The sequence below is a fragment of the Hoeflea sp. genome (assembly GCF_984452065.1).
Genome location: NZ_CFHWAF010000007.1, coordinates 16303 through 29785 on the forward strand (window position 1 = coordinate 16303; position 13483 = coordinate 29785).

Consider the following 13483-nt stretch of genomic DNA (forward strand, 5'->3'; position numbering starts at 1 on the left):
TATACAAGTCCTCATGATGGAGTCAGACGTGACACAAAAAGCTGAAAGCAACGGGTCACCGGTCCGCCGCGGTGCGCTTCAGGTCTATGATGCGCTGCGCGAGGATATTCTGTGGCTTCGCATAGAACCGGGATCGGCGCTGGACGAGGTCGGACTGGCGGCCCGTTTCAAGGTGTCGCGCACGCCGGTCCGCGAGGCTCTTCTGCTTTTGTCCGGAGAAGGATTTGTCCGGTTTCTGCCCAACCGCACGACAATCGTGGCGCCGATGCTGCTCAACAATACCGGCGACTATCTGGACATGCTGCTCATCCTGTCACGGGGCGCCGCGCGGTCGGCGGCGCAGGCCGACAACGCCGACAGACGGGTTATGCAGGACTATCTGGACACATACGCCGCTGCAATCGAAGCCGGAAAGCATGACGAGGTTTTGAAGGCGGACAACGCCTTCCGCCGTTATCTGGCGGGCCTGACGGGCAATATGTTCCAGATCAAATATTTCGATCAGGTGCTCGATGGCGGCGTCCGCTCCAAGATTCTCCACTATTTTCCAAGCGCGACCGAGGACGAGTTGCGGGCGGCGCTTGCAAACCTGACGCGGCTGGCCGACGCGGTGCTGGAGAAGGGCGCGGACGCCTGTGACCGGATCATGACCGAGATCATTCATGCCGAGTTCGCAATCGTGGTGCGTTCACTGCAGCCGAAATTTGCCGACGATATGGACCTTGCCGACCATCCGATCCAGCTTGAGACACTCAAATGAGTGCCATTCATGATCAGCGGCGCGATCATCTGGCGGCCCTCCTCAAGGAGGCGAAAATCGATGTTGCGGCATTCGTCCCCGGCCCCAATTTTTTCTACTTGACCGGCCTCGATTTCGCGCTGATGGAGCGGCCGACAGTGCTGTTCGCATCAGCGTCCGGCGAGCTTTGGGCCATCATGCCGGAATTGGAGCGGTTGAAATGGGAAAGCGAATTTCCCGATATGCCGACATTCTATTGGCAGGACGACACTGGATATCGCGACGCCTTTCGGCAAGCGGGCGAGGCATTGCGTGACATGACCATCGGGATCGAAGGCGGCCGCATGCGGGTGTTCGAGGCCGATGCATTGCGCCATCATACCGGGCCGGACGCCGTCGTGGATGCGAGCGACATTTTGAGCCGCCTTCGGCTCATAAAGAGCGAGGATGAAATCAGCGAGGTCAAAAAGGCGGTTGCGATCAGCGAAACCGCGCTCGCCGAGACACTGGACCTCGTCTCCGCCGGCATGACGGAAAAGCAGGTCGCTGGCCTCCTCAAAATGAGAATGCTTGCCAACGGTGCCGACGGATTGTTCTTTGAACCCATCGTTCTTGCAGGTGGACATGCAGCCAATCCGCACGGCGTGCCCGGCGAAACGCCCTTGCGGCCGGGCGATCCGCTGCTGTTTGATTTCGGTGCGCAACTGAACGGATATGGCGCCGATATCACCCGCACAGTGTTTGTTGAATTCGCCGCTGACAGGCATGCCGATATCTATGAGACCGTACTGGCGGCCAATACAAAAGGCCGTGACATTGCAAGGTCCGGTCTGACGGCCCACCAGCTTGACGCAGATGTCACCGGCGTTCTTTCCGCCTCACACTTCGCCGATCTTATCGTTCATAAAACCGGCCATGGGCTTGGCCTCGATGTTCACGAGGCTCCGCAGGTGATGCGGGGAAACCATGAGCAGCTTTCGGCCGGCATGCTCATCACCATAGAGCCCGGTCTCTACCAGCCGGACGAGATCGGTGTTCGTATCGAAGATGATGTCCTCATCAAGGCTTCCGGATGCACATCCCTGACATCGTTTCCCCGTGAACTCACACTGGTCGGCACATAGCAAAATGAACTGGTACGATCAGTTTTTTTCCGATGCGGAATCGGGTTCGGCGCAGGATATATTCGCCCGCCTCGACGAGGTTTTTCAGGCCGAAGTGGGCGCTATCATATTTTCGTGCTCCACCTTCAATCCGGTCACCCGTCAGGCGCGGCGGATCTACACAAACCAGCCGGAGGCCTATCCCCTGTCGGGTCTGAAGGACATTGCGCCCGGCCACTGGACCGAAACCGTGCTCGACAATGGCAACGTGTTCGTCGCCAACACGATCGAGGAAATCGCGCAGGTGTTTCCGGACCACGAACAAATCGCCGGCCTCGGCTGCGGTTCGGTCGTCAACATACCGGTCAAGCTCGCCTCCAAGATACTCGGGACCGTCAATCTGCTTCACGAGGCCGGTTATTTTACCGGCGAGCGCGTGCGCCGCGCGTTGAATATCACACCCGCCGCGATGATCACCTTTGCCTCCCTGTCAATCGGCAATGGCGGGACAATGCCGGCACGACTGTAACCGAAGACGGGCCAAATCCTTTAGAGCATCGGCTTCCTGCGGCGAGTTCTGGCAGAAAAAGCCGTGATTTCGGATCACCTCAAGGCGACGTTCTGACGCCGGACCGCCTCGTTGCCGCTCTGATCTGATGGCGGAAAGCGGGCCAGGATCGCTCGCGGCCCGCTTTCATGCTGCGGCAACAGGGGGCGACACCGAACCGCTCCAATGGTGCGGTCCGAGAGCCCCCTGCAAAACCGCCAGCCGATGGTTTACTGGGTCGCCCTCACCATTTCGTCAGCCGCGAAGACCTCGTTCATGACGTGGAACACCGTCGTATTGTCGACGAAGTCGCCGTCCCATCCATAGGTGTCGCCCCACAGCTCAGCGGCCTGGAGATCGGTGCGCGTAAACTCGGCGAAGAGTTCGGCGCCCGGACCGATCGCCCAAAGCGGGACCAACTCGTTGGTGTGGTTGCGCGAGGAGAATTGGTAACCCGGCATCCTGCCGGTGCCACGGTCCTGCACCGCCAGGTATTCGTTGAACGTGTCCTCGGTCGGGTCGAAGCGGGCGGCGAGAAGCGCCTCATCGCTGCGATCCGCCGCGACAGGTCCGCCCACGCCGTTGGTCCAGGTGCCTTCGCCCCAGATACCGCCGCATTCGTGGTCAGAGGTGATGATCAACAGGGTCTCGTCCCAACCGGAGTTTTCCTCGACCCATTTGATCACCGCATCAACGGCAAGGTTGAAGTCGATCTGCTCCTCGATGTAGCGCGGCATGTCGTTGGCATGGCCCATCCAGTCGACAGCACCACCTTCAATCATCACGAAGAAGCCGTCCTCGTCCTGGGACAGAACATTGAGCGCGCCGAGACTCATGGTCGCAAGGTCCGGCACCAGTGGATTGAAAGCCATGCCCGAGGGTGTGTCACCGTCGGGCAAGCCCTCACGGCTGGCCTGAAGGGTCGACCCGGCGCGGGCGATGCCGACGACGCGCTCAGGCACATTTTTGCCGGCGGCGAGCGCTTCGAAATCCGCCTTGGCGTCGATGAAGGAAAAGCCGTTCAGACCTTCTTCGCTGGTCATCGCCTTCAGCGTCTCGGAGCCGCCGACGAAGCGGTAAGCCTTCTCATCCTCGGGCTCGACACGGTTCCCGCTGTTGTCATAGAGCGGATGGCCGGCGCCCATGATGACATCGAGATCGCTCGCCACCATCTCGTTGAAGATCTCCACATAGTTGTTGCGCGAGATGTTGTGCGCAATCACCGAGGCCGGTGTTGCATGCGACACCATCACCGAAGCGACCGAGCCCGCGGCACGGCCCTGATCCATGGCGATTTGCGCAATCGTGCGGAAATTCTCCTTGCCGCTCCAATCCTGGTTGATGCGGCCGTTCGAGGTCTTGCGGCCGGCCATGAGCGCAGTCCCCGCCGCGGCGCTGTCGGTGTAAGAGGTGTAGCGCTCACCCACGGGCTGGAAGTCGTTGCGCATCGTGTTCTCGAACCGCGTCCAGCGGGTCGTCGGATCATAACCCTGTGCCACGGCGCCGGCGGCCAGTCTGACGTCTTCGCCACTGGGAAGCAGCCTGCCCATGCCATCGATCAGGTTGAGCGAATGGTGGTCGAGGCCGTACACGACGGGGGTCGCCCCGCCCGGGCGCGCGACCTGGTAGGACTGTTGGCCGGCAAGGCCCTGATAGTAGTCAGCGGCGAGCCAGCCGTTGAAGCCGATTCCGTCCGACACCATCAGGATCACGTTCTTTGCGCCCTGGCCCTGCGCAAACGCCGGAAGAGCAAGCACGGCCGAAAAGGCCGTGGCGAGAAGCAGTCTGGTAACATTCATTGTCATCACCTCCATGGTTTAGTGAATGACGAAAACGATACGTCAGGTTTTTAACATGAGTATTTCACACGGGTTATCGGTATGTGACGACGGTCTTTTCACGATCGCCGGTGCACTTGCACGCCCGAGTTTTCCACAGCCGCACGGGACCAGACGATCTCGGTGAAGGGCGACGAGGTGATTTTCACCCGCCACCTGGGCGACGGCCTCGCCGGCATCTGGACGATCGAATAGCTCCTGAGCCGCGGCCGACCGTGAGTTCGGGACACGATGCGTCGTCGCGCCGCCCCCCAAACGCAAACGCTGCTATACTCAATGCGCTGCGCAATACCCATGTTGACGAAGATCAAAGCGGGGCCCGGCACGAAGGTGCAAGCTGCTCCGCGAAAGGGCGGCAGTTATGGACAAGGCCATCTTCCGGACACGGGAGCTGACGAAAATCTATCGCAGCGGCGAGGTCGAGGTGCGGGCGCTCAACGGCGTCGACATCACGCTCTATGAGGGCGAGATGACGGTTCTGCTCGGCCCCTCCGGCAGCGGCAAATCGACCTTCCTCAACATTGTCGGCGGCCTCGACACGCCGACCAGCGGTTCGGTGCATTTCGGCGATGAGGAACTGACCGCCTATAGCGAACGGCAGTTGACGCGCTACCGGCGCGACCATGTGGGTTTCGTCTTCCAGTTCTACAATCTCATCCCCAGCCTGACGGCTTGGGAGAATGTCGCGCTGGTGACCGAAGTGGCGCGCGATCCGATGTCGCCGGACGAAGCGCTTGGCATGGTCGACCTCGGCAACCGCATGACGCACTTCCCGGCGCAGATGTCGGGCGGCGAGCAGCAGCGCGTCGCCATCGCACGGGCGATCGCCAAGCGGCCGGAAGTGCTTTTGTGCGACGAGCCGACCGGCGCGCTCGATTCCAAGACCGGCATCCTCGTTCTGGAAGCCCTCGCCAGGATCAATGACGAACTCGGCACGACGACCGCCGTCATCACCCACAATGCGGCGATCCAGGCGATTGCGCACCGGGTGATTTCCTTCATCGACGGCAGGATTTCGCAGATCAGGACCAATGAGACGCGGATCCGGCCCTCCGAGGTGGTGTGGTAGCCATGAGCATGCTCGACAGAAAGCTCTACCGCGATTTCGGTCGGCTGTGGGCGCAGGCGCTGGCCATCGCGCTCGTCATGGCCTGCGGCGTTGCCACACTGATCCTGTCGGTCGGCGCCTACCGCTCGCTGGAGGAAACGCGCGCCGCGTTCTACGACCGCTACCGTTTCGGCACCGTGTTCGCGACGGCCGTACGCGCGCCGCGCCATCTGCAATCGCGCATCGAGAACATCTCCGGCGTGGCTTCGGCCGAGCTCAGGATCGCAAAGCCTGTGCTGATCGACGTCGTCGGCATGGAAGAGCCCGCCTCCGGCAAGGTCGTGTCGATCCCCGAATTCCGCGATCCTTCCGTCAACCGGCTCTATCTTCGCCACGGCCGCATGCCCGAGGCGGGGCGGGACAATGAGGTGGCGGTGCTCGAGACCTTTGCGGACGCCCACGGCTTTCGTCCGGGCGACACGTTCGAAGCGATCATGAACGGGCGCAAGCGGGCGCTCACCATCGTCGGCACCGTGCTGTCGCCGGAATATATCTACGCCATCGGGCCCGGCGATATAATCCCCGATGCGCGCCGCTACGGCGTGTTCTTCATGTCCGAGAAAACGCTCGGCGGCCTGTTCGACATGGACGGCGCGTTCAACGATGTGAGTCTCGCGACGGTGCGCAATGCCGAAACCCGCGCCATCATCGACGCGCTGGACGACATGCTCGAACCCTATGGCGGAACCGGTGCCTATGACCGCGAGGACCAGCTCTCGCACGCCTTTCTCGATTCCGAACTCGACCAGTTGCAGGCCATGTCGTCGATCATTCCGCCGATTTTCCTGGCAGTCGCGGCGTTCCTGGTCAACATGATCCTGTCGCGGCTGATCGCGCTGGAGCGCGAGCAGGTCGGCCTGCTGAAAGCGCTCGGATACGGAAACCTCGCGGTCGGCAGCCACTACGCCAAACTTGTCATCGTCATTGCGCTGGTCGGTTTCGCCATCGGCTCCGTCGCCGGCTGGTGGCTCGGACGCGGGCTGACACGTCTTTATGCCGATTTCTTCACCTTTCCCTTCCTCATCTTCCGTCAGAGCATCGACCTCTATGTGCTTGCCGGTGCTGTAACAATCGCCGCGGCACTGGCCGGTGCGGCAAAGGCGATCTGGTCGACCGTATCGCTGCCGCCCGCGGTTGCCATGAGCCCGCCGGCGCCGACCAATTACCGCAATCTGTTCTTCGGGCAGATGCAGCGGAGCCGCATGTTTTCGCAACTGACCGTCATGGCTCTGCGTCATCTGGTGCGCTGGCCGGTGCGCACCATGCTGACGGCGCTCGGCACATCCATGTCGGTGGCGCTGCTGATCACATCGCTGTTTGCGTTCGACTCCATCGACTTCATGATCGATGCGATCTTCTTCCAGGCGGACCGGCAGGACGCGACTTTGACGTTCTCGGAGGACCTGTCGCCGGATGCCCTGTTCGCGGTCACGGCGCTTCCGGGCGTTTTGAGGGCGGAGCCGTTCCGGCAAACGGCGGTCAAGCTGCGGAACGGACACCGGGAACTGCGCATGTCAATCATCGGCGTTCCCGAGGAGGCCGACCTTTCACGGATCCTCGACCTCGATCTCAAACCGATGCCGGCGCCGCCTGCCGGTCTTATCCTGTCGGAACGCGTGGCTGACAGACTGCATCTGAGGCCGGGCAACTTCGTCGAAGTCGAGCTTCTGGAACGCGATGGCAGGATCGTCGATCTCGAAGTGGGCGCCCTTGCCGGCGGACCGGCCACCAGTCCCGATGCGGCGGGGCCGGCGGTCACCGGAGCCATCGCCGTCAGCGGGCTGGCGCAAAGCTATGTGGGCCTCACGGCCTACATGCGCAGCGAAGCGCTGGACCGGCTGTTGCGGGACGGCCGGCGCGTTTCGGGCGCACGTATTCTCGTCGACAGCGACGCGCTGCCGGAGCTTTACGCGAAGATCAAGGAGACACCGGCGATCGCCGGGATTGCGTTGCAGGGCGTATCGCGCGAACGGTTCCGCGAGACGATCGAACAGAACATTACCACCAGCACAACGGTCTATATTGCGCTCGCCGTGATCATCACCTTCGGCGTTATCTACAATTCGGCGCGCATACAACTTTCGGAGCGGGCGCGCGAGCTCGCCAGCCTGCGTGTGTTCGGCTTTACGCGGGCCGAGGTTTCGAGCGTCCTTATGATAGAACTCGCGGTGATCGTCTTCATGGCGCAGCCGCTCGGCTGGCTGCTGGGCTATGGCCTGTCCTGGTCGGTGGTGCAGGGTTTTGCCAACGATCTTTTCCGCTTTCCCCTGGTGGTCAGCGCCCAGACATTTGCGGTTTCAAGCCTCGTGGTCGTGGTGGCGGCCCTTGTCTCGGCGCTGATCGTCCGGCGGCGGGTCGATCGCCTCGACCTTATCCGCGTCCTGAAAACGAGAGAATAACCATGCGTGTGTGGATCAAACGGATCGGACTCATCATTCTGGCCGTCATCATCGGCGGCGGCTTTTATCTGGCGCTGCGCGAGCGGCCGATGGCGGTCGATACGGCGATCATAACCGCCGGACCGCTGCAGGTGAGCATAGACGAGGAAGGTGTCACCCGGGTTCGCGATGTCTATGCGGTGTCCTCGCCGATCGCCGGGCATCTCGCCCGCACGACGCTTGACGAGGGCGAAGCCGTCAAGGCCAATGAGACGGTCATCGCCTCCATATATCCGATGGACCCGCCGTTCCTGGACGAACGCACACGGGCGGAACTGCGCGCGGCGGCGGAAGCCGCCCGGTCCTCGGTGGCGCTTGCCGAGGTGGAGCTTCAGCGCGCGCAAACGGCACACGACCTGGCGGAATCCAACTACAAGCGGGCGCGGAAACTGGCTGAGACGAAGACGATATCGATCAGCCAGCTTGAGCATTCCTACAGCGAATGGGAACTGAAAAAGGCGCAGGTGTCCAGCGCCGAGGCGACGATCAAGCTGCGCAAGGCCGAGCTCGAAAGCGCCGAGGCCCGATTGCAGCAGCCGAGCGGGCCGAACAATCGCGACGCATCGGGCGATTGCTGCGTCAACATCACCGCGCCGATCGACGGCGTCGTTCTGAAGGTGCTTGCCCGCAGCGAACAGGCCGTCTCGCCCGGGACCCGTATTGCCGAAATCGGCGATCCGGCCAATCTGGAGATCATCGTCGACCTGCTGTCCAGCGACGCGGCGCGCATCAAACCGGGCGCGACCGTGCAAATCACCGATTGGGGCGGCGACGACACCATCACCGGGACCGTGCGCACGGTCGAGCCGGCAGCCTTCACCAAGGTGTCGTCGCTGGGCATCGAGGAGCAGCGCGTGAATGTCGTGATCGATCCGGCCAGCGTTCCGGAAAATCTCGGCCACGGCTACCGCGTGCTCGCGCGCCTCGGCATATGGCAGGACGACAACGTGCTGAAGGTGCCGATTGCGGCCCTGTTCCGCACCGGCGGCCAATGGTCGGTCTTCGTCATTTCGGACGGCAAGGCAATGCTGCGGCGCATCCGGGTCGGGCAGATGAACAACAGCGATGCCGAGGTTGTCGAAGGACTGGAGCCCGGCGACACGGTGGTGCTCTATCCGAGCGACCTTCTGGAGCACGGCAGTCTGGTGGAAGAACGTTCGCCCGTTTGATCTGACTCAAGGCCCCGCCAGCGGCCGTCAGGTAGCATGAGTACCGACAGTACAAGGAGGTGTTCATGTCACGTTTCAGGACTGCAATGCTCGGTGCGGCTGCCGCGGCCATGTGTTCGCTGACGCTTTCCCCTGCCCTTTCACAGTCATCCGATCCGTCCTGGCTGGACGATCTGGGATTGCAACTGCAGACGGAACTGCAATGTGCGGTCAACTACTACCTGAACATGCAGGAAGGGCAGCTCGGCGCCAACCGCTACTACGAGGCGCGCGTGCAATGCGTCGACGGCCGCATGTTCGACGCCTCGCGAACGGAACCGGACAAGACATTCACCATCCGGCCTTGCGAGATAGCCGTCTGCTAGAGCAAGATGAGGCCGGCGGCGGCACGCTTCCGGCCGCGGAGGGATTTGCATGTTCGAGACCGCGGAACTGGGACGCACCATCTCGAAGTCCGATTTCAAGCGCGCGGCGCCTGATCTGCGCCAGCAGCTGCTCGAACTTCAGGACGAACTGCACAAGAACAAGCGTTTTTCGGTCATTGTCCTTTTTGCGGGTGTCGACGGCGGCGGCAAGGGGGAGACGGTCAGCCTTCTGAATGCGTGGATGGACCCGCGCTGGCTGATCACCCGCGCCTATGACGATAAGGGCGCGGCAAACTCCGAACGGCCGGAATTCTGGAAATACTGGCGCGATCTGCCGCCGCGCGGCCGCATAGGCATGTTCCTGAGCGCCTGGTATACGCGGCCGCTTCTGGAAAAGGTCCACGGCAAGCTCGACGAAGCCGCCTTCATCAAACAGCTTGAACGCATTGCCGCCTTTGAGCGCGCGCTTGCCCGCGACGACACGCTGATCCTCAAATTCTGGATGCATCTAAGCCGCGATGCGCAGGAACGGCGGCTGAAGAACCTGGAGAACGACCCGTTGACCGCAGCGCGTGTCACGGCGCGCGATTGGGAGCATTGGCGTCTTTACGACACATTCATCGACACCGCCGAACCCCTCATCTCCAGGACAAATCGCGGGATCGCGCCCTGGACCGTTGTCGAGGGGAGCGACGCCAATTACCGGTCGGTGACCGTCACCAATATCCTGCGCGACGCCATTGAGCGCAGATTGAAGGAAACCCGGCCGGCCGATGACGAGCATCCGGAGACCCCCGCAGCGGCCAAAGGGGGTAAGTCGAAAAAGAACCGACCGGCTTCCGCCCCCGCGCGGCCGGATGACGACGCCTATGAGACGGCAAAGTCGATTACGGTCCTGACCGGCCTCGACATGTCTCAAAAACTGGAGAAGGAAGCCTATAGGGAGCGCCTGCTCGACCTGCAGGCGCGTCTGCACCGCCTCCACCTCGTCGCCAAGGCCAAGAACCGGTCCAGCGTGCTGTTGTTCGAGGGGCCTGATGCGGCCGGCAAGGGCGGCGCGATCCGCCGCATCAACGAGGCGCTCGATGCCCGCAACTACCAGGTCCACGGCATTGCCGCACCGACGGACGAGGACTTGGCGCGGCACTATCTCTGGCGCTTCTGGCGCCGGATACCGCGTGACGGCCATGTCACCATATTCGACCGCACCTGGTACGGGCGCGTTCTCGTCGAGCGCGTTGAAGGATTTGCCAGTGAAGACGAGTGGCGGCGCGCCTATGCGGAAATCAACGAGTTCGAGGATCAACTGATCGAGCACGGGACGGTGCTCGTCAAATACTGGATCCATATTACCAAGGAAGAGCAGCTTGCCCGCTTCAAACTGCGGGAGAAGACGCCTTACAAGCGCTGGAAGCTGACCGAGGAAGACTGGCGCAACCGCGACAAATGGGGCAAGTACGAACAGGCCGTCAACGATCTGGTGCAGTACACCGGCACATCGGCGGCGCCCTGGACCCTGGTGGAAGGCAACAACAAACGTTTTGCCCGCGTCAAGGTCGTCGAAACCTATTGCCGGAAACTCGCCGAGGCGCTGGACGAGCCTTTCGAGTAGTCAGCGGAAGAGATATGGACGTCGTCGCAAATCCGACCTATTCAGGCACGCCCAGCGACGCCAGTTTCCGGAGCAGCGGCTCAAGCAGGTCCGGCTTGATGCCGGACAACATGCCGCGGATCTTGGTGCAGGTGAGATCGGGACGCCGCTCCATTGTCTCATTGACGTATCCTTGCGCTTCCTCCGTTCGCCCCTGAAAACTGACCATAAGCGCCAGGAACAACTCAACGACCATATGCCCATGGCCCGAATCCATGGCCTGACGACACAATTCCTCCGCTTTCTCGGCCCTTCCCAGGAAGAAATAGGCCGCGGCATTGACGCTGAGCTTATAGGACCGCCATTGATTGAACGGGCCCAATCGCATGGAAAGATCGATGACCGGGATCGCCTCCGCCGGTTTTCCGGCCCAAAGCAGGCAAATCGCCAGCCACAAATGGGCCGAGGATGAACTCGGATTGAGCGAGACCGCGGTTTCGGCTTCCCTGATCGCAACCCCGTGCCGGCCGGCGAACATGTAAGCGCGCGCCAGGCTCTCATGCGCGTAGCTGCTGCCGGGGTCCAGCGATACCGCATGACGCGCAAGGTTGACCGCCTCGGCGACCACCTCCTGGCTCGACTCCGTCCAGCCATAGAACACCGAGCGGTTCTTGATGTGCGCCAGCATGGCATGGGGCGAGGAATAGCCCGGCGACAATTCGATGGCCCGTTCGGCGAAACCCGAGGCCAGATTATCGTCTTCCGGCGTAACCTGATAAAAATGCCATCGGGCCCTCTGGATCAATTCCCAGGCGCCGGCTTCCTCGAGATTGCCGCGCATCGCCCGGTCCCGTTCATTGCGGTCCAGGACCGCATCAATGACAGCGGCCGCACTACTGACCACGATGTCCTCGTTGGCAAAAACATCATCGATTTCGGGGTCGAAACGGAACCTCTCCGACCACACTTCATCGCCCGTATCGGTCTCAATCAGCTGAACCGACAGCTGAACCACGTTTTCCGCCTTTCGAACGTTGCCGTGGGCAACATATCTGGCTTTGAGCTCGCGCCCGGCGCTCTGGGGATCGGTTTGCCGGCCCGCAAAGGACTGTGTGGCCGAACGCCGGATCGTCGTGAACCAGTCGATACGAGAAAGCTCCGTGATCAGGCCGTCGGTCAGATCGTCCGCTATATCGGCAAGCGGCCCGGCCTCTTCCGAACAGGTCAGCGGCAGCACGGCGACGGTCAGCTTCGGCGGACGACCTGCCGGCTGGGCGGACCCGCGGTCGCCGTTCGCCGGTGCCGACGGACTTTCGGCATGACCGGCGGAAGCCCGCGAGAACAGGCCGCCGATCGCAAATTCAGGGCCATGTTTGGGCCAATTGAAATCGTGAAGGGAAAGATAGTCCTTCAGATTGTAAGCGCCGTAAAGGAAACCGAGCGCCCGCGATGCGTCGCTCCGGCGCTGGTGAGACACAGCCATCCCGGCGGCGAGACGGGCCAGCAGATACTGGCTTTCCAGAAAGGAAAGGCGGTTCGGCTGGTGGCGATCAACCCATCGTTTCGGCCTGTCGCGAAACTCCCGGACAAGCTGGAGTATTCCGATGTCGGCCCCGAACAGCCCCGCATCCCGGTTCAGCGGCGGATTGCGCTGCAGGTTGTGCATGATGATTTTCCAGTGACCGGGCGTGAAACGCTCCCGCGAGGTCAGCAGGTAATCGAGCTCGAATAGTCCGTGATCGTAGAACAGGAACCCGTCGTCGCGGTAGAAATCAAGGTCGATCAGGTAGTAGTGCGGGTCGACATCGAACTGCTTGGTGACGAGAACGTTGTTGCCATGCAGGTCGCCATGCTGGTTGCCCTTTATCGCCCGGAGCTTGACCGCCTCCGGCAGGCTGACCTGTCCGTTGGCAAACGCCAGGGGATTGGGAAACCAGTCACCGTCGAAGACAAAGGTCGAAGCCTCCGGATCCAGCCCGCATATGTCCTCCAGAAACCCGTGAATCCGGCTCCCGCGTTCGCGTGACAAACGGTAGTCGAGCCAGCCGGAAAGCAGATCCTGCGGTGTCAACATCTCCGGGTCCAGAGTGTAGTCGGCATTCCAGCGCTCAAGCAGGTCCTCGGACAGCCGCAAGGCCGTCTCCAGTTGGGGACCGTAGGGACAGTCGCTCCACGCAATCGCGTATTCGAGACCGCGCGCGGCTATGGTGGTCAGCGCGGCCACCTGATCATCCTGCTGAATCGCGCACACCAGCTTGGGCAGATAATGTTCGGCATATTCCGGCGCGGCGATTATCGCGCGTTCATGGCGTTCGTGTTCCAGCGCCTCCTGGCGCCTTATCCCGGTCGCATGGTCGAGCTTGAGGATCGCCTGGCCGGTGAAACGCTCGCTGGTCACGTCGGCGGCCATCACCTGGGCGCCGGATTTGCCCTCACTGATCACCCGATGCAGGTAAACCCGGCTTTCGCCTCCGAGTTCGGCGAGCAGCGGTTCGCGAAGCCCGGAATAGTCTTCAGGCCAGGGAATTGCAGATTTTGATGAACCCGTTTCCATGAAATACGTTTCTTTTCCTATTGGACCTCCG

Annotated in this window: 10 protein-coding genes; 8 read left to right on the forward strand and 2 right to left on the reverse strand. The window is 61.8% G+C overall.

The genetic code is table 11. The features are described from left to right. Nucleotides 1-28: 28 nt before the first annotated feature. Genes AC5E6N_RS02695 through AC5E6N_RS02705 form a run of 3 tightly spaced genes read left to right on the forward strand, consistent with a single transcriptional unit; the run spans nt 29 to nt 2371 of the window. Nucleotides 29-760, forward strand: a complete 732-nt coding sequence (locus AC5E6N_RS02695; RefSeq protein ID WP_491746365.1) for a GntR family transcriptional regulator — start codon at nt 29-31, stop codon at nt 758-760. Next, on the forward strand, nt 757-1863 hold the full coding sequence (locus tag AC5E6N_RS02700; protein WP_491746366.1) for a M24 family metallopeptidase: 1107 nt from the start codon (nt 757-759) through the stop codon (nt 1861-1863). The genes AC5E6N_RS02695 and AC5E6N_RS02700 overlap by 4 nt, the downstream gene beginning before the upstream one ends. A gap of 4 nt (nt 1864-1867) precedes the next feature. Next, on the forward strand, nt 1868-2371 hold the full coding sequence (locus AC5E6N_RS02705; RefSeq protein WP_491746367.1) for a GAF domain-containing protein: 504 nt from the start codon (nt 1868-1870) through the stop codon (nt 2369-2371). Between the two features lie 248 nt (nt 2372-2619). Here AC5E6N_RS02705 and AC5E6N_RS02710 read toward each other — a convergent pair whose 3' ends face one another. After that, entirely contained in the window at nt 2620-4188 is a 1569-nt protein-coding gene (locus AC5E6N_RS02710) for an alkaline phosphatase (RefSeq protein ID WP_491746368.1), read from the reverse strand. 400 nt (nt 4189-4588) lie between these two features. Here AC5E6N_RS02710 and AC5E6N_RS02715 point away from each other — a divergent pair, with 400 nt between their 5' ends. From AC5E6N_RS02715 to pap, 5 genes are all read left to right on the forward strand, one after another. Further along, a complete protein-coding gene (locus AC5E6N_RS02715; RefSeq protein ID WP_491746369.1) occupies nt 4589-5296 on the forward strand; it encodes an ABC transporter ATP-binding protein in 708 nt (235 codons plus the stop codon). Nucleotides 5297-5298: 2 nt separating this feature from the next. After that, nucleotides 5299-7734 carry an ABC transporter permease gene (locus tag AC5E6N_RS02720; protein WP_491746370.1) on the forward strand — a complete coding sequence of 812 codons (2436 nt, stop codon included), beginning with the start codon at nt 5299-5301 and terminating at the stop codon, nt 7732-7734. Nucleotides 7735-7736: 2 nt separating this feature from the next. Further along, a complete protein-coding gene (locus AC5E6N_RS02725; RefSeq protein ID WP_491746371.1) occupies nt 7737-8942 on the forward strand; it encodes an efflux RND transporter periplasmic adaptor subunit in 1206 nt (401 codons plus the stop codon). Nucleotides 8943-9007: 65 nt separating this feature from the next. Next, the gene (locus AC5E6N_RS02730) at nt 9008-9307 is read left to right on the forward strand and encodes a hypothetical protein (protein ID WP_491687963.1); all 300 of its coding nucleotides are present in this window, start codon (nt 9008-9010) and stop codon (nt 9305-9307) included. A gap of 49 nt (nt 9308-9356) precedes the next feature. After that, nucleotides 9357-10919 (forward strand): polyphosphate:AMP phosphotransferase, encoded by a 1563-nt coding sequence (gene pap / locus AC5E6N_RS02735; RefSeq protein WP_491746372.1) that lies wholly within the window; start codon nt 9357-9359, stop codon nt 10917-10919. A 37-nt stretch (nt 10920-10956) separates the two neighbouring features. Here pap and AC5E6N_RS02740 read toward each other — a convergent pair whose 3' ends face one another. Then, nucleotides 10957-13452, reverse strand: coding sequence for a hypothetical protein (locus AC5E6N_RS02740; RefSeq protein WP_491746373.1), 2496 nt, complete (start codon nt 13450-13452; stop codon nt 10957-10959). Nucleotides 13453-13483: the final 31 nt, after the last annotated feature.

Bases quoted from the DNA above. Each gene is read 5' to 3' on its own strand.
- AC5E6N_RS02710 (WP_491746368.1), bottom strand. From the start codon at position 4,188: ATGAATGTTACCAGACTGCTTCTCGCCACGGCCTTTTCGGCCGTGCTT.
- AC5E6N_RS02700 (WP_491746366.1), top strand. From the start codon at position 757: ATGAGTGCCATTCATGATCAGCGGCGCGATCATCTGGCGGCCCTCCTC.
- pap (WP_491746372.1), top strand. From the start codon at position 9,357: ATGTTCGAGACCGCGGAACTGGGACGCACCATCTCGAAGTCCGATTTC.
- AC5E6N_RS02740 (WP_491746373.1), bottom strand. From the start codon at position 13,452: ATGGAAACGGGTTCATCAAAATCTGCAATTCCCTGGCCTGAAGACTAT.
- AC5E6N_RS02730 (WP_491687963.1), top strand. From the start codon at position 9,008: ATGTCACGTTTCAGGACTGCAATGCTCGGTGCGGCTGCCGCGGCCATG.
- AC5E6N_RS02715 (WP_491746369.1), top strand. From the start codon at position 4,589: ATGGACAAGGCCATCTTCCGGACACGGGAGCTGACGAAAATCTATCGC.
- AC5E6N_RS02705 (WP_491746367.1), top strand. From the start codon at position 1,868: ATGAACTGGTACGATCAGTTTTTTTCCGATGCGGAATCGGGTTCGGCG.
- AC5E6N_RS02720 (WP_491746370.1), top strand. From the start codon at position 5,299: ATGAGCATGCTCGACAGAAAGCTCTACCGCGATTTCGGTCGGCTGTGG.
- AC5E6N_RS02725 (WP_491746371.1), top strand. From the start codon at position 7,737: ATGCGTGTGTGGATCAAACGGATCGGACTCATCATTCTGGCCGTCATC.